Below are 24,910 nucleotides of genomic sequence, written 5' to 3'. Positions count from 1 at the left end.
GCTATTCCCTGCTCTGGCGCAATATTCGTTCTTATTTTCGTGTTGATTAACGAACTGTTAATTACATATTCACGGTGGCAAAAAGTATAAAACCACATTTTTAGTGGTAGTTTGTGGCGGTGAATTTTTCCAGACAAATACATAAACTGGAGTTGCCATGATGAGCGAATGTAATAAGCAACAGGCAGTAAAAAAGTTGACGGATATTGTCGCTAACTTTACCGCCATGATTTCTACCCGAATGCCCGATGACGTGGTGGACAAACTAAAACAGCTAAAGGATGCCGAAACGTCGTCGATGGGGAAAATTATCTACCACACGATGTTCGATAACATGCAAAAAGCGATCGATCTTAATCGCCCTGCCTGTCAGGACACCGGGGAGATTATGTTCTTCGTTAAAGTCGGTTCCCGCTTCCCGCTGCTTGGCGAGCTGCAAAGCATTCTTAAGCAAGCTGTGGAAGAAGCAACCGTCAAAGCGCCACTGCGCCACAACGCGGTGGAAATTTTTGACGAAGTGAACACCGGCAAAAATACCGGCAGCGGCGTACCGTGGGTTACCTGGGACATCATTCCCGACGGTGACGATGCGGAAATCGAAGTTTACATGGCTGGCGGCGGCTGCACACTGCCTGGCCGCTCGAAAGTGTTAATGCCGTCAGAAGGCTACGAAGGCGTGGTGAAATTCGTCTTCGAAAATATCTCCACCCTCGCCGTAAACGCCTGTCCACCGGTACTGGTGGGCGTGGGCATCGCCACCTCGGTGGAAACCGCCGCGGTGCTCTCGCGTAAAGCCATTTTGCGCCCGATTGGCAGCCGCCATCCCAATCCAAAAGCGGCAGAGCTGGAGCTACGCCTGGAGGAAGGACTCAACCGTCTGGGGATTGGTCCACAAGGGCTGACTGGCAACAGTTCAGTGATGGGCGTACATATCGAATCTGCCGCCCGCCATCCGTCAACCATCGGCGTTGCTGTTTCTACAGGCTGCTGGGCGCATCGTCGCGGCACGCTGCTGGTTCATGCCGATCTCTCCTTTGAAAATCTGTCTCACACCCGGAGCGCGTTATGAAAAAGATCCTGACAACCCCGATCAAAGCTGAAGATCTGCAAGATATTCGCGTCGGCGATGTGATCTACCTGACCGGTACGCTGGTGACCTGCCGTGACGTTTGTCACCGCCGCTTGATCGAACTCAAACGTCCGATCCCTTACGATCTCAACGGCAAAGCGATTTTCCACGCTGGCCCCATCGTGCGCAAAAACGGCGACAAATGGGAGATGGTTTCCGTCGGCCCGACAACCAGTATGCGTATGGAAAGTTTTGAACGTGAATTTATCGAGCAGACCGGCGTGAAACTGGTGGTTGGCAAAGGTGGAATGGGGCCGCTGACCGAAGAAGGCTGCCAGAAATTCAAGGCGCTACATGTGATTTTCCCGGCTGGCTGCGCGGTGCTGGCGGCAACTCAAGTGGAAGAGATTGAAGAGGTGCACTGGACAGAACTCGGGATGCCAGAGTCGCTGTGGGTCTGTCGGGTCAAAGAGTTCGGTCCGCTGATTGTCTCTATTGATACCCACGGCAACAACCTGATAGCCGAAAACAAAAAGCTGTTCGCCGAACGCCGCGATCCCATCGTGGAAGAGATATGCGAGCACGTCCATTACATCAAATAACCCTCCCGGAGAGGCTCGCCCCCTCTCCTTTTTCGCAGGCATAACACGATGAAACCTTCCACTGAATGGTGGCGATACCTTGCGCCGCTGGCGGTCATCGCCATTATTGCTCTACTTCCGGTTCCCGCAGGGCTGGAGAGTCATACCTGGCTCTACTTTGCCGTTTTTACTGGCGTGATCGTTGGGCTGATCCTCGAACCCGTGCCGGGTGCCGTGGTGGCGATGGTGGGTATATCCATCATCGCCATACTGTCTCCCTGGCTGCTGTTTAGCCCGGAGCAGCTCGCCCAGCCAGGCTTTAAATTCACTGCAAAATCCCTCTCGTGGGCGGTTTCCGGTTTTTCTAATTCGGTTATCTGGCTGATTTTCGCCGCCTTTATGTTTGGTACGGGCTATGAAAAAACCGGGCTGGGGCGACGTATCGCGCTGATTCTGGTGAAAAAGATGGGGCATCGCACACTGTTTCTCGGCTATGCGGTGATGTTCTCCGAGCTGATCCTAGCACCTGTAACACCGTCCAACTCGGCGCGTGGTGCGGGGATTATCTATCCCATCATCCGTAACCTGCCGCCGCTCTATCAATCACAACCAAACGACAGCAGTTCGCGCAGTATTGGCTCGTACATCATGTGGATGGGGATTGTTGCCGACTGCGTGACCAGCGCCATTTTCCTGACGGCGATGGCTCCTAACTTGCTGTTAATTGGACTGATGAAAAGCGCATCTCACGCCACGCTGAGTTGGGGCGACTGGTTCCTCGGGATGTTGCCGCTCAGTATTTTACTGGTCCTGCTGGTTCCCTGGCTGGCTTACGTGCTGTACCCGCCGGTACTGAAGTCAGGCGATCAGGTGCCGCGCTGGGCAGAGACGGAACTGCAGGCAATGGGACCACTCTGTTCGCGTGAAAAACGGATGCTGGGGCTGATGGTAGGCGCGCTGGTGCTGTGGATTTTCGGCGGTGATTATATCGATGCCGCGATGGTCGGTTACAGCGTGGTAGCACTGATGCTGCTTCTGCGCATTATCTGCTGGGACGATATTGTCAGTAATAAAGCGGCGTGGAACGTTTTCTTCTGGCTGGCCTCGCTTATCACCCTCGCTACCGGACTCAACAACACCGGTTTTATTAGCTGGTTTGGCAAACTGTTAGCAGGCAGCTTAAGCGGTTATTCGCCGACGATGGTGATGGTGGCGTTGATTGTGGTGTTTTATCTGCTGCGCTACTTCTTTGCCAGCGCCACGGCGTATACCTCTGCTCTCGCACCGATGATGATTGCCGCTGCGCTGGCGATGCCGGAAATCCCGCTGCCGGTGTTCTGCCTGATGGTTGGCGCGGCAATTGGTCTGGGGAGCATTCTTACACCATACGCCACCGGACCCAGTCCGATTTACTACGGTAGTGGTTATCTGCCAACGGTGGATTACTGGCGACTGGGGGCGATTTTTGGGCTGATATTCCTCGTGTTGCTGGTGATTACCGGCTTACTGTGGATGCCCGTGGTGTTGCTTTAAGAAAGGAAGGTGCCGGAAGAGACTATCCGGCACCTGATAGTTTTACGCAGCCGGTAACTCCGCCAGCGGCCAGCGCGGACGCACGCTCACGCCGAGATCCGCCGTCGCGCCTGCTTTAAACCGCACCATTCCGGCATAGGCGATCATCGCGCCGTTATCAGTACAAAATTCCGGACGCGCGTAGAACACTTCGCCACGACGCTTTTTCATCATTTCCGCCAGTTTCGCCCGCAGCGTGCGGTTAGCACTCACGCCGCCCGCCATGACCAGTCGCTTAAAGCCCGTCTGATCCAGTGCTCGCTTACACTTAATCATCAACGTATCGACCACCGCATCTTCAAAGGCGCGGGCGATATCAGCACGCGTCTGGTCGTCGGTGCCGTTATCACGAATAGTGTTCGCTGCGAAGGTTTTCAGGCCAGAGAAGCTGAAATCCAGCCCCGGACGGTCGGTCATCGGGCGCGGGAATACAAAGCGTCCGGCTGTACCCTGAGCCGCCATTTTCGACAGTAACGGTCCGCCAGGATAATCCAGCCCCAGCAGCTTCGCGGTTTTATCAAACGCTTCACCGGCGGCATCATCAATAGACTCGCCGAGCAGCTCGTACTGCCCAATGCCAGTCACGCTGATTAACTGCGTATGACCGCCGGAAACCAGCAGCGCGACAAACGGAAATTCTGGCGGGTTATCTTCCAGCATCGGCGCTAACAGATGCCCTTCCATATGGTGTACCGGGATCGCCGGAACGTCCCAGGCAAACGCCAGAGAACGCCCCACGGTCGCGCCAACCAGCAGCGCGCCGACTAATCCAGGACCTGCGGTATAGGCCACAGCGTCAATGTCTTTTGCCGTTAAACCAGACTCCTTCAGCGCTGCCTGGATCAACGGTACGGTTTTACGCACGTGATCGCGGGAAGCCAGTTCAGGCACTACACCGCCGTAGTCAGCGTGCAATTTCACCTGACTATACAATTGGTTGGCTAACAAACCTTTTTCATCGTCGTAAATGGCGATGCCAGTTTCATCGCAGGAAGTTTCAATACCCAGTACACGCATGACTTGTTTTACCTCGCTTTATTACCGCGCAGTGTAGGACCAATGCGGGTTGATGTAAAACTTTGTTCGCCCCTAGAGAAAGCCTCGTGTATACTCCCCACCCTTATAAAAGTCCCTTTCAAAAGAGGCCGCGGTGCTTTACAAAGCAGCAGCAATTGCAGTAAAATTCCGCACCATTTTGAAATAAGCTGGCGTTGATGCCAGCGGCAAACCGAATTAATCAAAGGTGAGAGGCACATGCCGGTAATTAAAGTACGTGAAAACGAGCCGTTCGACGTAGCTCTGCGTCGCTTCAAGCGTTCCTGCGAAAAAGCAGGTGTTCTGGCGGAAGTTCGTCGTCGTGAGTTCTATGAAAAACCGACTACCGAACGTAAGCGCGCTAAAGCTTCTGCAGTGAAACGTCACGCGAAGAAACTGGCTCGCGAAAACGCACGCCGCACTCGTCTGTACTAATTCCCCGAGAGCGTTGCTCTCCGATCAGACCGAGTTGTAGTTGTAAGGCCGTGCTTCCGAAAGGAATGCGCGGCTTATTTTCGTTTATGAATTGCTAAAAATCGGGGCCTATGGCTGGACGAATCCCACGCGTATTCATTAATGATCTGCTGGCACGCACCGACATCGTCGATCTGATCGATGCCCGTGTGAAGCTGAAAAAGCAGGGCAAGAATTTTCACGCGTGTTGTCCATTCCACAACGAGAAAACCCCGTCATTCACCGTTAACGGTGAGAAACAGTTTTACCACTGCTTTGGATGTGGCGCGCACGGCAACGCGATCGACTTCCTGATGAACTACGACAAGCTCGAGTTCGTCGAAACGGTCGAAGAGCTGGCGGCAATGCACAATCTTGAAGTGCCATTTGAAGCAGGCAGCGGCCCCAGCCAGATCGAGCGCCATCAACGGCAAACGCTTTATCAGTTGATGGACGGTCTGAATACGTTTTACCAACAATCTTTACAGCAACCTGTTGCCACGTCTGCGCGCCAGTATCTGGAAAAACGCGGATTAAGCCACGAGGTTATCGCCCGCTTTGCGATTGGTTTTGCGCCCCCCGGCTGGGACAACGTCCTGAAACGGTTTGGCGGCAATCCAGAAAATCGTCAGTCATTGATTGATGCGGGCATGTTGGTCACTAACGATCAGGGTCGCAGTTACGATCGTTTCCGCGAGCGGGTGATGTTCCCCATTCGCGATAAACGCGGTCGGGTGATTGGTTTTGGCGGGCGCGTGCTGGGCAACGATACCCCCAAGTACCTGAACTCGCCGGAAACGGACATTTTCCATAAAGGCCGCCAGCTTTACGGTCTTTATGAAGCGCAGCAGGATAACGCTGAACCCAATCGTCTGCTTGTGGTCGAAGGCTATATGGACGTAGTGGCGCTGGCGCAATACGGCATTAATTACGCCGTTGCGTCGCTGGGTACGTCAACCACTGCCGATCACATACAGCTGTTGTTCCGCGCAACCAACAATGTCATTTGCTGTTATGACGGCGACCGCGCAGGTCGCGATGCCGCCTGGCGAGCGCTGGAAACGGCGCTGCCTTACATGACAGACGGTCGTCAGCTACGTTTTATGTTTTTGCCTGATGGCGAAGACCCTGACACGCTGGTACGAAAAGAAGGTAAAGAGGCGTTTGAAGCGCGGATGGAGCAGGCGATGCCGCTCTCCGCATTTCTGTTTAACAGCCTGATGCCGCAGGTTGATCTGAGTACCCCTGACGGACGCGCGCGCTTAAGTACCCTGGCGCTACCGCTGATTTCACAGGTGCCGGGCGAAACGCTGCGAATATATCTTCGTCAGGAATTAGGCAATAAGTTAGGCATACTTGATGACAGCCAGCTTGAACGATTAATGCCAAAAGCGGCAGAGAGCGGCGTTTCTCGCCCTGTTCCGCAGCTAAAACGCACGACCATGCGTATACTTATAGGGTTGCTGGTGCAAAATCCAGAATTAGCGACGTTGGTCCCGCCGCTTGAGAATCTGGATGAAAATAAGCTCCCTGGACTTGGCTTATTCAGAGAACTGGTCAACACTTGTCTCTCTCAGCCAGGTCTGACCACCGGGCAACTTTTAGAGCACTATCGTGGTACAAATAATGCTGCCACCCTTGAAAAACTGTCGATGTGGGACGATATAGCAGATAAGAATATTGCTGAGCAAACCTTCACCGACTCACTCAACCATATGTTTGATTCGCTGCTTGAACTGCGCCAGGAAGAGTTAATCGCTCGTGAGCGCACGCATGGTTTAAGCAACGAAGAACGCCTGGAACTCTGGACATTGAACCAGGAACTGGCGAAAAAGTGATTTAACGGCTTAAGTGCCGAATAGCGATCGGGAAGCCCCCGACAGCCGCACTGAGAGGCAGCGGCAAATATATAAGTACGCCCTCGTAATTATCGTTGGCGGTAAACAGCCGTTGGATTTCAGCGTTAACACCTGAAGGACATCGGGTCAATCGCCCAACACCAACCTCATGAAATAAGTGTGGATACCGTCTTATGGAGCAAAACCCGCAGTCACAGCTGAAACTTCTTGTCACCCGTGGTAAGGAGCAAGGCTATCTGACCTATGCCGAGGTCAATGACCATCTGCCGGAAGATATCGTCGATTCAGATCAGATCGAAGACATCATCCAAATGATCAACGACATGGGCATTCAGGTGATGGAAGAAGCGCCGGATGCCGATGATCTGATGCTGGCTGAAAACACCGCGGACGAAGATGCTGCCGAAGCCGCCGCGCAGGTGCTTTCCAGCGTGGAATCTGAAATCGGGCGCACGACCGACCCGGTACGCATGTACATGCGTGAAATGGGCACCGTTGAACTGTTGACCCGCGAAGGCGAAATTGACATCGCTAAACGTATTGAAGACGGGATCAACCAGGTTCAATGCTCCGTTGCTGAATACCCGGAAGCGATCACCTATCTGCTGGAACAGTACGATCGTGTGGAAGCAGAAGAAGCGCGTCTGTCAGATCTGATCACCGGCTTTGTTGACCCGAACGCAGAAGAAGATCTGGCACCAACCGCCACTCACGTCGGCTCTGAGCTTTCCCAGGAAGATCTGGACGATGACGAAGATGAAGACGAAGAAGATGCTGACGACGATACCGCCGACGATGACAACAGCATCGACCCGGAACTGGCTCGTGAAAAATTTGCGGAACTGCGCGCTCAGTACGTTGTAACGCGTGACACCATCAAAGCGAAAGGTCGCAGTCACGCTGCCGCCCAGGAAGAGATCCTGAAACTGTCTGAAGTCTTCAAACAGTTCCGCTTGGTGCCGAAGCAGTTTGACTACCTGGTCAACAGTATGCGCGTCATGATGGACCGCGTTCGTACGCAAGAACGTCTGATCATGAAGCTCTGCGTTGAGCAGTGCAAAATGCCGAAGAAAAACTTCATCACCCTGTTTACCGGCAATGAAACCAGCGATACCTGGTTCAATGCGGCAATTGCGATGAACAAGCCGTGGTCGGAAAAATTGCACGATGTCTCTGAAGAAGTACATCGCGCCCTGCAGAAACTGCAGCAGATTGAAGAAGAAACCGGCCTGACTATCGAGCAGGTTAAAGATATCAACCGTCGCATGTCCATCGGTGAAGCGAAAGCCCGCCGTGCGAAGAAAGAGATGGTTGAAGCGAACTTACGTCTGGTTATTTCTATCGCCAAGAAATACACCAACCGTGGCTTGCAGTTCCTTGACCTGATTCAGGAAGGCAACATCGGTCTGATGAAAGCGGTTGATAAATTCGAATACCGCCGTGGTTACAAGTTCTCCACCTACGCAACCTGGTGGATCCGTCAGGCGATCACCCGTTCTATCGCGGATCAGGCGCGCACCATTCGTATTCCGGTGCATATGATTGAGACTATCAACAAGCTCAACCGTATTTCTCGTCAGATGCTGCAAGAGATGGGCCGCGAGCCGACGCCGGAAGAATTGGCTGAACGTATGCTGATGCCGGAAGATAAGATCCGCAAAGTGCTGAAGATCGCCAAAGAGCCAATCTCCATGGAAACGCCGATCGGTGATGATGAAGATTCGCATCTGGGGGATTTCATCGAGGATACTACCCTCGAGCTGCCGCTGGATTCTGCGACCACCGAAAGCCTGCGTGCGGCAACGCACGACGTGCTGGCTGGCCTGACCGCGCGTGAAGCGAAAGTTCTGCGTATGCGTTTCGGTATCGATATGAACACCGACCATACGCTGGAAGAAGTGGGTAAACAGTTCGACGTTACCCGCGAACGTATCCGTCAGATCGAAGCGAAGGCGCTGCGCAAACTGCGTCACCCGAGCCGTTCTGAAGTACTGCGTAGCTTCCTGGACGATTAATCGGTAGCCGGATAAGGCGTTTACGCCGCATCCGGCACTTGTCCCTTTGCACAAACGCCACCTTTTCGGTGGCGTTTTTTATCGCCCACGCACCACCAGTGCCTGGTCCAGCTCGCGATACGCCTCCACCAGCTTTTCCAGAGAAACTCGACTTAAACCGCTGGGATTTGGCAGCACCCAAATCTGCGTCGAACCAATAGTGAGCGTTTGTTTCCCCCACTGTGCGCCGCGCTGGCTGAATCCCTGCTCATATGCTTGTTTGCCCAGAATCGCCAACGCCTGAGGCTGATAATCTTCAATTTTTTCAATCAACTTACGCCCGCCTGCGTGCATCTCCTGCTTTGAAACTTCATTGGCTTGCACCGTTGGACGGTCAACCAGTTTGGTCACTCCACAACGATAATCCAGCAAATGCTGCGCCTCCTGCGGCTTCAACTGTCTGTCAGTAAACCCGGCCTGATAAATCACCTTCCAGAAACGGTTCGCCGGATGAGCAAAAGGAAAGCCAGTATCCGCAGATGAAAGCCCCGGATTGATGCCGCAAAACACCACGCGCAACCCTGGTGCAATAATATCTTCAACCATATTAACCCCTGAACAACACAACCTGGAGAAAGTATAACGAATTGAAAACACATTGTTTATAAAAACAGCAGGCGCGCGGTAATGGCTGGATTGCGACACGGAGTTACTTTATAATCCGCTACCATGGCCCCTTAGCTCAGTGGTTAGAGCAGGCGACTCATAATCGCTTGGTCGCTGGTTCAAGTCCAGCAGGGGCCACCAGATACAGTAAAGGCTGACGAGAAATCGTCAGCCTTTTTCTTTTCATATATCAGTTACTTCGCGTGCCAGTAAGCCGCTGCACGTACCTGTTGAGGGTCATACTGTTCCGCTTCAAAGCGACGGCTTAAATTCTTCACCACCTTCCCTTCGCCGGTTATCCAGATGAAGTAATCATCGGCAGGGATTTGCATCTGCGCCAGACGCGCATCTACCGCCTGCTCATCATGCGCCAGCCATTCGATATTAAAACCATCAAGGTGCGCGAGATAATCCTGACAGGCGTTATCCCGCACGCTGACCAGCGCGGTAACTTGCGGTTTAACGGCAAGTTTGCTCAACGTTTCCAGGCGGCGGCGCAGTGCGGGCATCCCGGATTCATCGCAGACATACAGCTGATACGCGTAATCCTCTGGCACCACCAGCGAACCGCGCGGACCTGCCACCGTGAGTTTATCGCCCGGTTGCGCCTGCATCGCCCAGCCACTGGCGACGCCGCCTTCGTGAATAAAGAAATCGATCGCCAGTTCATGGCGTTGTTCGTCATACAGCGGCGTATAGTCACGCGACGGTGGGCGTGGTCCTTCCGGCCAGACGATCCCCTCTTCCGTTACCGTTGGCGGCACAAAGTGAGCGTCAGGTTGAGGAAAGAAGAGTTTGCTGTGATCGTCAAAGCCGCGCGACGTAAAGCCGTCCAGCGCCTCGCCGCCGAGGACAATGCGCTGAAAACCGGCGCTGATGCGCTCAACGCGTAACACAGTCAGTTCACGGAAGCGCAGATCATTGCGAACGCGCTGCGGGTAGCGGGGGGAGTTATTCATTGTTATCGCCTTCGTGATGGTAATCAGATATATCTAAATAAATTTCGCAAATGATAATGATTGCTAATCATGATAAATGCAAGCGATTTGTAGAACTGATATATCTATTGTCTGATAAGACGAACCGCCTCTTCTCAGGCATCATTGCTCAATGCCGGATGCGGCGTGAACGCCTTATCCAGCCTGGATGTTGAGTACATCTGCGTTTAAAAATCATTTTTACACTTGCAAGAACTCTCATATCAGATATAAATTAGATATATCTAATTAAGCAAAAGGAGGCTGATATGAGCCATCATCACGAAGGGTGTTGTAAACATGAAGGCCAGCCACGCCATGAAGGCTGCTGCAAAGGTGAGAAGTCAGATCACGAGCACTGCGGACACGGTCACCAGCATGAACACGGTCAATGCTGCGGGGGGCGCCACGGTCGCGGCGGCGGTCGTCGGCAACGTTTCTTTGGTCACGGTGAATTGCGTCTGGTGATTCTGGATATTCTCTCGCGCGATGACAGCCACGGCTACGAGTTGATTAAAGCGATTGAGAATCTGACCCAGGGGAATTACACCCCAAGCCCGGGCGTCATCTACCCGACGCTGGATTTTCTGCAGGAGCAGTCGCTAATTACCATCCGCGAAGAGGAAGGCGGCAAAAAGCAGATTGCGTTGACCGAACAAGGCGCGCAGTGGCTGGAAGAAAACCGCGAACAGGTGGAGATGATTGAAGAACGCATCAAAGCGCGTTGCGTTGGTGCGGCGCTGCGCCAGAACCCGCAAATGAAGCGAGCGCTGGATAATTTTAAAGCGGTGCTGGATTTACGCGTCAATCAGAGCGACATCAGCGACGCGCAGATAAAAAAGATCATTGCGGTGATCGACCGCGCCGCGTTTGATATTACGCAACTGGATTAATCACCGATTGCCGGATGCGGCGTGAACGCCTTATCCAGCCTACGCGCCGCCCCGTAGGCCTGATAAGATGCGCCAGCATCGCATCAGGCATCGTGTATCAACCGCCGGATGCGACATACCGATTAATGCAGCACCGTCACCGCGTCTTCCAGTCGGCTGGCGCGGTGTTTCACCATCGCCGACACCTGCGCACTCTCTTCCACCAACTCGGCGTTTTTCTGCGTGATCAGGTTAAGCTCATCCACCGCACGGGTCAGGCTGGAAAGCCCATCGGCCTGTTCCAGCGTTGAGTGGCTAATCTGGGCGATCAACTGGGTGACATTTTTCACCTGCGCCACAATATCGTCCATCGTCCGTCCGGCAGCGTGCACCTGCTGCGAACCGGATTGCACCTTATCAGCACTGGCATCGATCAACTTGCGAATATCGTTGGCAGCATTGGCACTGCGGCTGGCTAAATGACGCACTTCCCCTGCCACCACTGCAAAACCTTTGCCCTGTTCTCCGGCACGCGCCGCTTCCACCGCCGCATTCAGGGCGAGAATATTGGTCTGAAACGCAATATCGTTAATCAGCGAAGTAATGGTGCCAATGCGCTGGGTACTGTCGGCGATATCGTCCATCGTCTTGATCACCGTGGTCATCGCTTCCCCGCCCTGCACAGCCGCATTACTGGCGGTGATAGAAAGTTTATCGGCAGCCGATGCTGTGGCTGAGTTCTGTTTCACCGACGCCGCCATCTGGTTCATGGTCGCTACAGTTTGCTGGACATTATCTACCGTCTGCTGAGTATGCTCGTTCAGTTCATCAGTGCCTTTTGCCAGCGCCTCACTCCCGTTTCTGACGCTGGAAACCTGGCTTGAGACATCATTAATCAACCAGCGACACATCAGGCCAAGCTGCCCTACCGCGCGTAATGTCAGCCCCAGCTCATCGCTGCGATTCAGGTGCTCAACACTATTACGTTCCCCGGTCGCCACCTTCAGTGCCTGGCTGGCGACATTTTCTATCGGACGTACAATTTGCCATTCAAAACAGGCATTTCCCAACAACATCACTAACGCACAGAGGAAATACGTCACCACCGGGGCAGCGGCAAACCAGAGCATGGCCGCCAGCACGATAAACATCAGTGTCATCACTCCACGCACTCGCCAGCGAAGCGGTAATGAAGGCAGTTTACCCAGCCAGCCTTTACGCACCACCAGGCCTTTATGAATACGTTTATTGGTACGTCCAGCGTTCAGCGCCTTATACAGCGGCTCCACCGCCGCGATTTCTTCATCCGTCGCCCGGGAGCGAATCGACATATAGCCACTGATTTTGCCCTCGCGCACCATCGGCACCGCATTCGCCCGTATCCAATAATGGTCGCCATTTTTGCGGCGATTTTTCACGATGCCGCTCCAGGGTTCCCCTTTTTTCAGGGTGTACCACATATCCGCAAACGCCGCTTTTGGCATATCCGGGTGACGCACCATGTTGTGCGGCTGGCCCTGTAACTCCTGCAAGGTATAGCCGCTCACTTGCACGAAAGAATCATTGGCGTGGGTGATATAGCTTTGCAGATCGGTAGTGGACATCAGGGTAGTATCGTCAGCCAGCGGGGTATTTTGCTGGGTGACATACGGATGAGAAGACATAATCGCGTCCTGTGCAGGTTATATGGTTGTTAACTTCTTGTCGGAAGTTATGTCGGCCCCGGCGCGGTTATCTTTAGCACTTTAATTTGATTTAGATCGCAATTTGCAACTAAAGCACAAAGCCTAATCCCTTGATTTAAAATACTTTCATTCTGTTATTATCCGAGAACGTTAATTATCTTGCCCAAAAATCCGGCATTTATTGCCCTGAAAGAATGCATTTGCACAGCGATCGCAAAATTCCCCCCCGATAAAATCGTACAAAATAACGACAACAGTTAACATTTAGCATTAAATGTTACGCAAATGATAATGTAATTTGTGTTTATCCCGATTTTCGCGATCGCAGCCGGAGTGGCGCAATCCCTGCAATACTTAAATCGGTATCATGTGATACGCGAGCCTCCGGAGCATATTTTGAACAGGTTACCTTCGAGCGCATCGGCTTTAGCGTGCAGCGCCCACGCCCTGAATCTCATTGAAAAGCGAACGCTGGATCATGAGGAGATGAAAGCACTTAACCGGGAGGTGATTGAATACTTCAAAGAGCATGTCAATCCGGGGTTTTTAGAGTATCGCAAATCTGTTACCGCTGGCGGGGATTACGGAGCCGTAGAGTGGCAAGCGGGAGGTTTAAATACGCTTGTCGACACCCAAGGACAGGAGTTTATCGACTGCCTGGGAGGTTTTGGAATTTTCAACGTGGGGCACCGTAATCCAGTTGTGGTTTCCGCCGTACAGAATCAACTTGCGAAACAACCGTTACATAGCCAGGAGCTGCTCGATCCGTTACGGGCGATGCTGGCGAAAACCCTTGCTGCGCTAACGCCCGGTAAACTGAAATACAGCTTCTTCTGTAATAGCGGCACCGAGTCCGTTGAAGCAGCGCTGAAGCTGGCGAAGGCTTACCAGTCACCGCGCGGCAAGTTTACTTTTATTGCCACCAGCGGCGCGTTCCACGGTAAATCACTTGGCGCGCTGTCGGCCACGGCGAAATCGACCTTCCGCAAACCGTTTATGCCGCTGCTGCCGGGGTTCCGTCATATACCGTTTGGCAATATCGAGGCCATGCGCACAGCCCTTAGCGAGTGCAAAAAAACCGGTGATGATGTTGCTGCGGTGATCCTCGAACCGATTCAGGGTGAAGGTGGCGTAATTCTGCCGCCGCCGGGCTATCTCACCGCCGTGCGTAAGCTGTGCGATGAGTTCGGCGCACTGATGATCCTCGATGAAGTACAAACCGGTATGGGGCGCACGGGCAAGATGTTTGCCTGCGAACATGAGAACGTTCAGCCGGACATTCTGTGTCTGGCAAAAGCCCTCGGCGGCGGCGTGATGCCGATTGGCGCAACCATCGCCACTGAAGAGGTGTTCTCAGTCCTGTTCGACAACCCGTTCCTGCATACCACCACCTTTGGCGGCAACCCGCTGGCCTGTGCGGCGGCACTGGCGACCATCAATGTGTTGCTGGAGCAGAACTTACCGGCTCAGGCTGAACAAAAAGGCGATATGTTGCTGGACGGTTTCCGTCAACTGGCGCGGGAATATCCCGATCTGGTACAGGAAGCGCGTGGTAAAGGGATGTTGATGGCGATTGAGTTTGTTGATAACGAAATCGGCTATAACTTTGCCAGCGAGATGTTCCGCCAGCGCGTACTGGTAGCCGGAACGCTCAATAACGCCAAAACGATCCGCATTGAACCGCCACTGACACTGACCATTGAACAGTGTGAACTGGTGATCAAAGCGGCGCGTAAGGCGCTGGCGGCCATGCGAGTCAGTGTCGAAGAAGCGTAATATCAAATCGGATGGCGATACGACGTCGCCATCCGATCTTTTTATACGATACGTACGCCCGCAGGCATCATCCGCTCCGGCGTTAACAGCACGCTTTCACTGCCGTCATCGGTTTCCGCACACAACAGCATGCATTCCGACGTTTCACCGCGCATTTTCGCTTTTTGCAGATTGCACAAGACCACCACCGTTTTCCTCATCAGCTCTTCTTCGCTGTAGTACGGCACCAGGCTGGTCACGGTTTGCAGCGTTTTTTCCCCCACATCAACCTGTACGATGTACAGCTTGTCGGCGTTTTCATGGCGTTTCACTTCCACAATCTTTCCGACGCGCATTTCCAGACGTGCAAAATCAGCGTAAGCCACGGTTTCCATTGTTTCCTCCCTTCGAGTAAAATTTTACTAAACTATAGCAAAAATTTTTCTCAATCCTGTAGGCTAAAAATGGAGAATGCAGGCGTGATCACATTCGCAAGCCGCTGTGTTACCGTTACAGCGTCAAAGAAACGCGCTTTATTTACTGAAAACAGGTGACCCGATAAGCACTTCCTCTACAATGGAAGCGCACATCAGGGAAAGTAAAAAAGGTAAACATGGCAACACTAAAAGACATCGCAATCGAAGCTGGCGTATCCCTGGCGACAGTATCCAGGGTCTTAAATGACGATCCGACATTGAATGTGAAAGAAGAGACGAAACATCGCATTCTCGAGATCGCCGAAAAGCTGGAGTACAAGACCAGTAGCGCCCGTAAACTCCAGACAGGTGCAGTCAACCAACACCATATTCTGGCTATCTACAGCTACCAACAGGAGCTGGAGATCAACGATCCTTACTATCTGGCGATCCGCCACGGCATTGAAACTCAGTGCGAAAAGCTGGGCATCGAGCTCACCAACTGTTATGAACACAACGGCTTACCAGACATTAAAAACGTCACCGGTATTTTAATTGTCGGCAAACCCACGCCCGCCCTGCGCGCCGCTGCCAGCGCATTGACCGACAATATCTGTTTTATCGACTTTCACGAACCCGGCAGTAATTACGATGCAGTAGATATCGATCTGGCACGCATCAGTAAAGAAATCATCGACTTCTATATCGATCAGGGCGTTAATCGCATTGGTTTTATTGGCGGCGAGGACTTGCCTGGCAAGGCGGATATTCGTGAGGTCGCCTTTGCGGAATATGGCCGACTGAAACAAGTGGTACGCGAAGAGGATATCTGGCGCGGCGGTTTTTCCAGTTCGTCGGGCTATGAACTGGCAAAACAGATGCTGGCGCGGGAAGACTATCCGAAGGCACTGTTTGTTGCTTCCGATTCCATTGCTATCGGCGTACTGCGGGCAATTCATGAACGTGGCCTGAACATCCCACAGGATATTTCGCTTATCAGTGTGAACGACATCCCCACCGCGCGATTTACCTTTCCGCCGCTCTCCACCGTGCGCATCCATTCCGAAATGATGGGAAGTCAGGGCGTTAACCTGGTGTATGAAAAAGCCCGCGATGGTCGCGCGCTGCCGCTGTTGGTCTTCGTTCCCAGCAAATTAAAACTGCGCGGCACGACCCGTTAAATCCCCTTACACACTGTCCGGCAATCGTTTTTGCCGGACAGTGCTGCCGTTTATTTTCGTGATCCAGTTAAAGTAAATGCATTTACCTGCTACTTTTTAGTAAAAATTTTACTAAACTCCCCAGCAATTACACAAACTACCATCACCATGAATGGTTCCGATTTCTCTCTACCGGGAGGCCCTATGAATCGCTGGGAAAACATTCAGCTCACCCACGAAAACCGACTTGCGCCGCGTGCGTACTTTTTTTCTTATGATTCTGTTGCGCAGGCGCGTACCTTTGCCCGCGAAACCAGCAGCTTATTTCTGCCCTTAAGCGGTCAGTGGAATTTCCACTTTTTTGATCATCCGCTGCAAGTGCCAGAAGCCTTCACCTCTGAGTTAATGGCTGACTGGGGGCATATTACCGTCCCCGCCATGTGGCAAATGGAAGGCCACGGCAAACTGCAATATACCGACGAAGGTTTTCCGTTCCCCATCGATGTGCCGTTTGTCCCCAGCGATAACCCAACCGGTGCCTATCAACGTATTTTCACCCTCAGCGACGGCTGGCAGGGTAAACAGACGCTGATTAAATTTGACGGCGTCGAAACCTATTTTGAAGTCTACGTTAACGGTCAGTATGTGGGGTTCAGCAAGGGCAGTCGCCTGACCGCAGAGTTTGACATCAGCGCGATGGTAAAAACCGGCGACAACCTGTTGTGTGTGCGCGTGATGCAGTGGGCAGACTCTACCTACGTGGAAGACCAGGATATGTGGTGGTCAGCGGGGATCTTCCGCGATGTTTATCTGGTCGGAAAACAACTAACGCATATTAACGATTTCACCGTGCGTACCGACTTTGACGAAGCCTATTGCGATGCCACGCTTTCCTGCGAAGTGGTGCTGGAAAATCTCGCCGCCTCCCCTGTCGTAACGACACTGGAATATACCCTGTTTGATGGGGAACGCGTGGTGCACAGCAGCGCCATTGAGCATCTGGCAATTGAAAAGCTGACCAGCGCCAGCTTTGCTTTTACTGTCGAACAGCCGCAGCAATGGTCGGCAGAATCCCCTTATCTTTACCATCTGGTCATGACGCTGAAAGACGCCGACGGCAACGTTCTGGAAGTGGTGCCACAACGCGTTGGCTTCCGTGATATCAAAGTGCGCGACGGTCTGTTCTGGATCAATAACCGTTATGTGATGCTGCACGGCGTCAACCGCCACGACAACGATCATCGCAAAGGCCGCGCCGTTGGAATGGATCGCGTAGAAAAAGATCTCCAGTTGATGAAGCAGCACAACATCAACTCCGTGCGTACCGCTCACTACCCGAACGATCCGCGTTTTTACGAACTGTGTGATATCTATGGCCTGTTTGTGATGGCGGAAACCGACGTCGAATCGCACGGCTTTGCTAACGTCGGCGATATCAGCCGCATTACCGACGATCCGCAGTGGGAAAAGGTCTACGTCGAGCGCATCGTTCGCCATATTCACGCGCAGAAAAACCATCCGTCGATCATCATCTGGTCGCTGGGCAATGAATCCGGCTATGGCTGTAACATCCGCGCGATGTACCACGCGGCGAAGGCGCTGGATGACACGCGACTGGTGCATTACGAAGAAGATCGCGATGCTGAAGTGGTCGATATTATTTCCACCATGTACACCCGCGTGCCGCTGATGAATGAGTTTGGTGAATACCCGCATCCGAAGCCGCGCATCATCTGTGAATATGCTCATGCAATGGGGAACGGACCGGGCGGGCTGACGGAGTACCAGAACGTCTTCTATAAGCACGATTGCATTCAGGGACATTATGTCTGGGAGTGGTGCGACCACGGGATCCAGGCGCAGGATGACCACGGCAATGTCTGGTATAAATTCGGCGGCGACTACGGAGACTATCCCAACAACTATAACTTCTGTCTTGATGGTTTGATCTATTCCGATCAGACGCCGGGACCAGGCCTGAAAGAGTACAAACAGGTTATTGCGCCGGTAAAAATCCACGCGCTGGATCTGACTCGCGGCGAGCTGAAAGTCGAAAATAAACTGTGGTTTACCACGCTTGATGACTACACCCTGCACGCAGAGGTGCGCGCCGAAGGTGAAACGCTCGCGACGCAGCAGATTAAATTGCGCGACGTTGCGCCGAACAGCGAAGCCCCCTTGCAGATCACGCTGCCGCAGCTGGACGCCCGCGAAGCGTTCCTCAACATTACGGTGACCAAAGATTCCCGCACCCGCTACAGCGAAGTCGGGCATTCTATCGCCACTTATCAGTTCCCACTGAAGGAAAACACCGCGCAGCCAGTGCCTTTCGCACCAAATAATGCGCGTCCGCTGACGCTGGAAGACGATCGTTTGAGCTGCACCGTTCGCGGCTACAACTTCGCGATCACCTTCTCAAAAATGAGTGGCAAACCGACATCCTGGCAGGTGAATGGCGAATCGCTGCTGACCCGCGAGCCAAAGATCAACTTCTTCAAGCCAATGATCGACAACCACAAGCAGGAGTACGAAGGGCTGTGGCAACCGAATCATTTGCAGATCATGCAGGAACATTTGCGCGACTTTGCCGTAGAACAGAGCGATGGTGAGGTGTTGATCATCAGCCGCACGGTTATAGCACCGCCGGTGTTTGACTTCGGGATGCGCTGCACCTACATCTGGCGCATCGCTGCAGATGGCCAGGTTAACGTGGCGCTTTCCGGCGAGCGTTACGGCGACTATCCGCACATCATTCCATGCATCGGTTTCACTATGGGAATTAACGGCGAATACGACCAGGTGGCGTATTACGGTCGTGGACCGGGCGAAAACTACGCCGACAGCCAGCAGGCTAACATCATCGATATCTGGCGCAGCACCGTCGATGCCATGTTCGAGAATTATCCCTTCCCGCAGAACAACGGCAACCGTCAGCATGTCCGCTGGACGGCACTGACTAACCGCCACGGCAACGGTCTGCTGGTGGTGCCACAGCGCCCAATTAACTTCAGCGCCTGGCACTATACCCAGGAAAACATCCACGCTGCCCAGCACTGTAACGAGCTGCAGCGCAGTGATGACATCACCCTGAATCTCGACCACCAGCTGCTTGGCCTCGGCTCCAACTCCTGGGGCAGCGAGGTGCTGGACTCCTGGCGCGTCTGGTTCCGTGACTTCAGCTACGGATTTACGTTGCTGCCGGTTTCTGGCGGAGAAGCTACCGCGCAAAGCCTTGCGTCGTATGAGTTCGGCGCAGGGTTCTTTTCCACGAATTTGCACAGCGAGAATAAGCAATGAGGATCATCGATAACTTAGAACAGTTCCGCCAGATTTACGCCTCTGGCAAGAAGTGGCAACGCTGCGTTGAAGCGATTGAAAATATCGACAACATTCAGCCTGGCGTCGCCCACTCCATCGGTGATTCATTGACTTACCGCGTGGAGACAGACTCCGCGACCGATGCGCTATTTACCGGGCATCGACGCTATTTTGAAGTGCATTACTACCTGCAAGGGCAGCAAAAAATTGAATATGCGCCGAAAGAGACATTACAGGTAGTGGAATATTATCGTGATGAAACTGACCGTGAATATTTAAAAGGCTGCGGAGAAACCGTAGAGGTCCACGAAGGGCAAATCGTTATTTGCGATATCCATGAAGCGTATCGGTTTATCTGCAATAACGCGGTCAAAAAAGTGGTTCTCAAAATCACCATCGAAGATGGTTATTTCCATAACAAATAACAACTACGGCGGCAAAAGGAGTTTGCCGCCACCGCTACCCTACTCATTTTCGGAGATGTGTTATGTCTGATACCAAACGTAATACAATCGGTAAATTCGGCTTGCTCTCGCTGACTTTTGCCGCCGTTTACAGCTTTAACAACGTTATCAATAATAATATTGAGCTTGGACTGGCCTCGGCACCGATGTTTTTCCTCGCGACGATTTTTTATTTTATTCCCTTCTGTCTGATCATCGCAGAATTTGTTTCGTTAAATAAAAACTCAGAAGCTGGTGTCTACGCGTGGGTAAAAAGTTCGCTGGGCGGACGTTGGGCATTTATTACTGCCTATACCTACTGGTTCGTAAACCTGTTCTTTTTCACCTCGCTGTTGCCGCGCGTTATTGCTTATGCTTCGTATGCCTTCCTCGGCTACGAATATATTATGACGCCGATTGCCACCACTATTATTAGTATGGTGCTGTTCGCCTTCTCCACCTGGGTTTCTACCAACGGGGCGAAAATGCTGGGGCCAATCACCTCCGTCACCTCAACACTGATGCTGCTGTTAACGCTCTCCTATATTTTACTGGCAGGTACGGCGCTGCTTGGCGGCGTACAGCCTGCCGATCCGATCACCGTTGACGCAATGATCCCGAACTTCAACTGGGCGTTCCTCGGCGTTACCACCTGGATCTTTATGGCCGCAGGTGGTGCGGAGTCCGTCGCGGTATACGTTAACGACGTCAAAGGCGGTTCGAAATCGTTCGTTAAAGTGATCATCCTCGCTGGGATTTTTATCGGCGTACTGTATTCCGTCTCCTCAGTGCTGATTAACGTCTTCGTCAGCAGCAAAGAGTTGAAATTTACCGGTGGATCGGTGCAGGTATTCCACGGCATGGCGGCGTATTTTGGTCTGCCGGAAGCGCTGATGAATCGCTTTGTCGGTCTGGTGTCCTTTACCGCGATGTTCGGTTCCCTGCTGATGTGGACCGCAACACCGGTGAAAATTTTCTTCTCCGAAATCCCGGAAGGCATCTTTGGTAAGAAAACCGTCGAACTGAACGAAAACGGCGTTCCGGCGCGCGCGGCGTGGATCCAGTTCCTGATCGTCATCCCGCTGATGATTATCCCGATGCTCGGTTCCAATACTGTGCAGGATCTGATGAATACCATTATTAATATGACTGCCGCAGCGTCCATGCTTCCGCCGTTATTCATCATGCTGGCTTACCTGAATTTACGCGCCAAATTAGATCACCTGCCACGCGATTTCCGTATGGGCTCCCGCCGCACCGGTATTATCATTGTTTCAATGCTGATTGCGATATTTGCCGTAGGGTTTGTCGCTTCGACATTCCCGACTGGCGCGAATATTCTGACCATCATTTTTTATAACGTCGGCGGTATTGTTATCTTCCTCGGGTTTGCGTGGTGGAAATACAGTAAATATATAAAGGGATTAACGGCTGAAGAGCGGCATATTGAAGCGATGCCAGCCAGCAATGTTGATTAAGCAGACTAATAAAAAATGAGCAGGCATTTTCCCTCTTCCTGGATGGGGAGAGGGAAAATAGTTTCTGCCTTTATATTTTTATAATTACAACGATAAAAGGCTGTACTTTTTCTTTAGCTCATGGATTAACACAATGAAATTAATCACTGCACCATGCAGAGCATTACTTGCTCTGCCGTTTTGCTATGCCTTTTCTGCGATGGGCGAAGAAGTACGTCCGGCAGAACATGACGACACAAAAACACCCGCAATTACCTCAACATCTTCTCCTTCATTTCGTTTTTACGGCGAATTAGGGGTTGGTGGATATATGGATTTAGAGGGTGAGAATAAACATAAATACAGCGATGGTACCTATATTGAAGGTGGTCTGGAGATGAAGTACGGCTCCTGGTTCGGCCTGATTTACGGCGAAGGCTGGACCGTGCAGGCCGACCACGACGGTAATGCCTGGGTGCCTGACCATAGCTGGGGCGGTTTCGAAGGTGGGATTAACCGTTTCTATGGCGGTTATCGTACCAATGATGGCACCGAAATCATGCTCAGTCTGCGTCAGGATTCCTCGCTGGATGACCTGCAATGGTGGGGCGATTTCACGCCCGATCTGGGCTACGTCATTCCCAATACCCGCGACATTATGGCCGCGCTGAAGGTACAGAACTTAAGCGGTAACTTTCGTTATAGCGTCACCGCCACACCTGCCGGACATCATGACGAAAGCAAAGCCTGGCTACATTTTGGCAAGTACGATCGCTACGACGACAAATACACCTATCCGGCAATGATGAACGGTTACATCCAGTATGACCTTGCCGAAGGCATCACCTGGATGAACGGTCTGGAAATCACCGACGGCACAGGCCAACTCTATCTCACGGGCCTGCTAACCCCTAACTTTGCCGCTCGCGCCTGGCACCATACCGGACGCGCCGACGGGCTGGACGTACCGGGAAGTGAAAGCGGGATGATGGTGAGCGCCATGTATGAAGCGTTAAAGGGTGTTTATCTCTCCACCGCTTACACCTACGCCAAACATCGCCCTGACCACGCTGACGATGAAACCACCTCTTTCATGCAGTTTGGTATCTGGTACGAATACGGCGGCGGACGTTTCGCAACGGCTTTTGATAGCCGCTTCTACATGAAAAATGCCTCTCACGATCCCAGCGACCAAATCTTCCTGATGCAATATTTTTACTGGTAATAAGGACAGTAATCTCATGAAAATCAAAACTATTTTAACGCCAGTAGCCTGTGCTCTGCTGATGAGCTTTTCCGCCCATGCCGCTAACGCCGACAATTATAAAAACGTGATTAACCGTACCGGCGCGCCGCAGTACATGAAGGATTACGATTACGACGACCACCAGCGTTTTAATCCGTTTTTTGATCTCGGTGCCTGGCATGGTCATCTGTTGCCAGACGGCCCGAATACCATGGGCGGTTTTCCGGGCGTTGCGCTGCTGACGGAAGAGTACATCAACTTTATGGCCAGCAATTTCGACCGCCTGACCGTCTGGCAAGACGGCAAGAAAGTCGACTTCACGCTGGAGGCATACAGTATTCCCGGCGCGCTGGTGCAAAAACTGACAGCAAAAGATGTGCAGGTCGAAATGACTCTGCGCTTCGCCACGCCGCGCACGTCACTACTGGAAACCAAAATCACCAGCAATAAACCGCTGGATCTGGTGTGGGATGGCGAACTGCTGGAAAAACTGGAAGCGAAAGAAGGAAAACCGCTTTCCGATAAAACCATTGCTGGCGAGTACCCTGACTATCAGCGCAAAATCAGCGCCACCCGTGATGGCCTGAAAGTCACCTTTGGCAAAGTGCGCGCTACCTGGGATCTGCTGACCTCCGGCGAATCGGAATATCAGGTGCATAAATCCCTGCCGGTGCAGACTGAAATCAATGGCAATCGCTTTACCAGTAAGGCACATATCAACGGTTCGACCACGCTCTATACCACCTATTCCCACCTGCTGACCGCCCAGGAAGTTAGCAAAGAGCAGATGCAAATCCGCGATATTCTGGCGCGTCCGGCGTTTTATCTCACCGCCTCGCAGCAACGCTGGGAAGAGTATCTGAAGAAAGGGTTAACCAATCCGGATGCGACGCCGGAACAGACGCGCGTCGCGGTGAAAGCGATCGAAACGCTCAACGGTAACTGGCGCTCGCCTGGCGGCGCGGTGAAATACAACACCGTCACGCCGTCGGTGACCGGACGCTGGTTCTCCGGCAATCAGACCTGGCCGTGGGATACCTGGAAGCAGGCGTTTGCGATGGCGCATTTCAATCCGGATATCGCCAAAGAGAATATCCGCGCGGTCTTCTCCTGGCAGATCCAGCCCGGCGACCGCGTGCGTCCGCAGGATGTGGGCTTTGTCCCCGACCTGATAGCGTGGAACCTTAGCCCGGAGCGTGGCGGCGATGGCGGCAACTGGAACGAACGTAATACCAAACCCAGCCTTGCCGCCTGGTCGGTGATGGAAGTGTATAACGTCACCCAGGATAAAACCTGGCTGGCAGAGATGTACCCGAAACTGGTGGCCTATCACGACTGGTGGTTACGTAACCGCGATCATAACGGCAACGGCGTGCCGGAATATGGCGCGACCCGCGATAAAGCCCACAACACCGAGAGCGGCGAGATGCTGTTTACGGTGAAAAAAGGTGACAAAGAAGAGACGCAGTCTGGGCTGAACAACTACGCCCACGTGGTGGAGAAAGGCCAGTACGACAGTCTGGAAATTCCGGCACAGGTCGCTGCGTCGTGGGAATCGGGCCGTGATGATGCCGCCGTCTTTGGGTTTATCGACAAAGAACAGCTGGATAAATATGTCGCTAATGGCGGCAAACGTAGCGACTGGACGGTGAAATTCGCCGAAAACCGCAGTCAGGACGGAACGTTGCTGGGCTACTCGCTATTGCAGGAGTCGGTGGATCAGGCCAGCTATATGTACAGCGATAATCATTATCTGGCGGAGATGGCGACGATTCTCGGTAAACCAGAAGAGGCTAAGCGCTATCGCCAGTTGGCACAGCAGCTCGCGGACTACATCAACACCTGTATGTTCGACCCGGCTACGCAGTTCTACTATGACGTGCGTATTGAAGATAAACCGCTGGCGAACGGCTGCGCGGGCAAACCGATTGTCGAACGCGGTAAAGGGCCGGAAGGCTGGTCACCGCTGTTTAACGGTGCGGCAACGCAGGCCAACGCCGACGCGGTGGTGAAGGTGATGCTCGATCCTAAAGAGTTCAACACCTTTGTCCCGCTGGGAACGGCAGCGTTAACCAACCCGGCTTTTGGCGCGGATATCTACTGGCGCGGGCGCGTATGGGTGGATCAGTTCTGGTTTGGTCTGAAAGGGATGGAGCGTTACGGTTATCGCGATGATGCCCTGAAACTGGCGGATACGTTCTTCCGGCACGCCAAAGGGTTAACCGCCGATGGCCCGATTCAGGAAAATTACAACCCGCTGACCGGCGCACAGCAAGGCGCACCAAATTTCTCCTGGAGTGCCGCGCATTTGTATATGTTGTATAACGATTTTTTCCGTAAGCAGTAATTTAC

Annotated in this window: 19 protein-coding genes and 1 tRNA gene; 15 read left to right on the top strand and 5 right to left on the bottom strand. The window is 52.8% G+C overall.

Annotation, left to right across the window (positions count from 1 at the left end; translation table 11 throughout):
• Window positions 1-157: 157 nt before the first annotated feature.
• Genes ttdA through ttdT form a run of 3 tightly spaced genes read left to right on the top strand, consistent with a single transcriptional unit; the run spans window position 158 to window position 3,183 of the window.
• Window positions 158-1,069: a L(+)-tartrate dehydratase subunit alpha gene (gene ttdA / locus D9597_RS18645; RefSeq protein WP_130223898.1), complete on the top strand. Its 912-nt coding sequence runs from the start codon at window positions 158-160 to the stop codon at window positions 1,067-1,069.
• Window positions 1,066-1,671 (top strand): L(+)-tartrate dehydratase subunit beta, encoded by a 606-nt coding sequence (gene ttdB, locus D9597_RS18640; RefSeq protein WP_000722957.1) that lies wholly within the window; start codon window positions 1,066-1,068, stop codon window positions 1,669-1,671. The genes ttdA and ttdB overlap by 4 nt, the downstream gene beginning before the upstream one ends.
• A 48-nt stretch (window positions 1,672-1,719) precedes the next feature.
• Window positions 1,720-3,183 carry an L-tartrate/succinate antiporter gene (gene ttdT, locus D9597_RS18635; protein WP_130223896.1) on the top strand — a complete coding sequence of 488 codons (1,464 nt, stop codon included), beginning with the start codon at window positions 1,720-1,722 and terminating at the stop codon, window positions 3,181-3,183.
• Window positions 3,184-3,225: 42 nt separating this feature from the next.
• On the opposite strand, the gene tsaD is transcribed toward ttdT, so the two are convergent.
• A complete protein-coding gene (tsaD, locus tag D9597_RS18630; RefSeq protein WP_001264352.1) occupies window positions 3,226-4,239 on the bottom strand; it encodes a tRNA (adenosine(37)-N6)-threonylcarbamoyltransferase complex transferase subunit TsaD in 1,014 nt (337 codons plus the stop codon).
• Between the two features lie 237 nt (window positions 4,240-4,476).
• Between tsaD and rpsU the strand changes: the two genes are divergently transcribed.
• From rpsU to rpoD, 3 genes are all read left to right on the top strand, one after another.
• Window positions 4,477-4,692, top strand: coding sequence for a 30S ribosomal protein S21 (rpsU, locus tag D9597_RS18625; protein ID WP_001144069.1), 216 nt, complete (start codon window positions 4,477-4,479; stop codon window positions 4,690-4,692).
• A gap of 110 nt (window positions 4,693-4,802) precedes the next feature.
• Window positions 4,803-6,548, top strand: a complete 1,746-nt coding sequence (dnaG, locus tag D9597_RS18620) for a DNA primase (RefSeq protein ID WP_000918827.1) — start codon at window positions 4,803-4,805, stop codon at window positions 6,546-6,548.
• Between the two features lie 194 nt (window positions 6,549-6,742).
• A complete protein-coding gene (rpoD, locus tag D9597_RS18615; protein ID WP_130223894.1) occupies window positions 6,743-8,584 on the top strand; it encodes an RNA polymerase sigma factor RpoD in 1,842 nt (613 codons plus the stop codon).
• Window positions 8,585-8,662: 78 nt separating this feature from the next.
• Here the strand turns inward: rpoD and mug are convergent, their stop codons facing one another.
• A complete protein-coding gene (mug, locus tag D9597_RS18610; protein WP_130223892.1) occupies window positions 8,663-9,169 on the bottom strand; it encodes a G/U mismatch-specific DNA glycosylase in 507 nt (168 codons plus the stop codon).
• A 125-nt stretch (window positions 9,170-9,294) separates the two neighbouring features.
• On the opposite strand from mug, the gene D9597_RS18605 reads away from it, so the two are divergent.
• Window positions 9,295-9,370: transfer RNA gene (locus D9597_RS18605), tRNA-Ile, on the top strand.
• A gap of 53 nt (window positions 9,371-9,423) precedes the next feature.
• Here the strand turns inward: D9597_RS18605 and nfeF are convergent.
• Window positions 9,424-10,188 (bottom strand): NADPH-dependent ferric chelate reductase NfeF, encoded by a 765-nt coding sequence (gene nfeF, locus D9597_RS18600; protein ID WP_130223890.1) that lies wholly within the window; start codon window positions 10,186-10,188, stop codon window positions 9,424-9,426.
• 287 nt (window positions 10,189-10,475) lie between these two features.
• Here nfeF and nfeR point away from each other — a divergent pair, with 287 nt between their 5' ends.
• On the top strand, window positions 10,476-11,099 hold the full coding sequence (gene nfeR / locus D9597_RS18595) for a DNA-binding transcriptional regulator NfeR (protein ID WP_130218239.1): 624 nt from the start codon (window positions 10,476-10,478) through the stop codon (window positions 11,097-11,099).
• 122 nt (window positions 11,100-11,221) lie between these two features.
• Here the strand turns inward: nfeR and aer are convergent, their stop codons facing one another.
• Entirely contained in the window at window positions 11,222-12,742 is a 1,521-nt protein-coding gene (aer, locus tag D9597_RS18590) for an aerotaxis sensor receptor Aer (protein ID WP_130223888.1), read from the bottom strand.
• A gap of 417 nt (window positions 12,743-13,159) precedes the next feature.
• On the opposite strand from aer, the gene ygjG reads away from it, so the two are divergent.
• A complete protein-coding gene (ygjG, locus tag D9597_RS18585) occupies window positions 13,160-14,539 on the top strand; it encodes a putrescine aminotransferase (RefSeq protein WP_038430226.1) in 1,380 nt (459 codons plus the stop codon).
• 41 nt (window positions 14,540-14,580) lie between these two features.
• On the opposite strand, the gene D9597_RS18580 is transcribed toward ygjG, so the two are convergent.
• The gene (locus D9597_RS18580; RefSeq protein ID WP_130223886.1) at window positions 14,581-14,913 is read right to left on the bottom strand and encodes a tRNA-binding protein; all 333 of its coding nucleotides are present in this window, start codon (window positions 14,911-14,913) and stop codon (window positions 14,581-14,583) included.
• Between the two features lie 218 nt (window positions 14,914-15,131).
• Here D9597_RS18580 and ebgR point away from each other — a divergent pair, with 218 nt between their 5' ends.
• The 6 genes from ebgR (at window position 15,132) to ygjK (ending at window position 24,905) form a co-directional block, all read left to right on the top strand.
• On the top strand, window positions 15,132-16,115 hold the full coding sequence (gene ebgR, locus D9597_RS18575) for a transcriptional regulator EbgR (protein WP_130223884.1): 984 nt from the start codon (window positions 15,132-15,134) through the stop codon (window positions 16,113-16,115).
• A gap of 183 nt (window positions 16,116-16,298) precedes the next feature.
• Window positions 16,299-19,391 (top strand): beta-galactosidase subunit alpha, encoded by a 3,093-nt coding sequence (gene ebgA / locus D9597_RS18570; protein WP_130223882.1) that lies wholly within the window; start codon window positions 16,299-16,301, stop codon window positions 19,389-19,391.
• Window positions 19,388-19,837, top strand: a complete 450-nt coding sequence (locus tag D9597_RS18565; RefSeq protein ID WP_130223880.1) for a beta-galactosidase subunit beta — start codon at window positions 19,388-19,390, stop codon at window positions 19,835-19,837. The genes ebgA and D9597_RS18565 overlap by 4 nt, the downstream gene beginning before the upstream one ends.
• 62 nt (window positions 19,838-19,899) lie before the next feature.
• Window positions 19,900-21,333, top strand: a complete 1,434-nt coding sequence (locus D9597_RS18560; protein ID WP_130223878.1) for an amino acid permease — start codon at window positions 19,900-19,902, stop codon at window positions 21,331-21,333.
• 133 nt (window positions 21,334-21,466) lie between these two features.
• A complete protein-coding gene (gene ygjJ / locus D9597_RS18555; protein WP_130223876.1) occupies window positions 21,467-22,537 on the top strand; it encodes a protein YgjJ in 1,071 nt (356 codons plus the stop codon).
• Between the two features lie 16 nt (window positions 22,538-22,553).
• The gene (gene ygjK, locus D9597_RS18550; protein ID WP_130223874.1) at window positions 22,554-24,905 is read left to right on the top strand and encodes an alpha-glucosidase; all 2,352 of its coding nucleotides are present in this window, start codon (window positions 22,554-22,556) and stop codon (window positions 24,903-24,905) included.
• Window positions 24,906-24,910: the final 5 nt, after the last annotated feature.

It is taken from the genome of Escherichia sp. E13S3, from assembly GCF_004212325.1.
In the GTDB taxonomy this organism is placed as follows: Bacteria; Pseudomonadota; Gammaproteobacteria; order Enterobacterales; family Enterobacteriaceae; genus Escherichia.
This window is presented reverse-complemented; position numbering and strand designations above follow the sequence as displayed.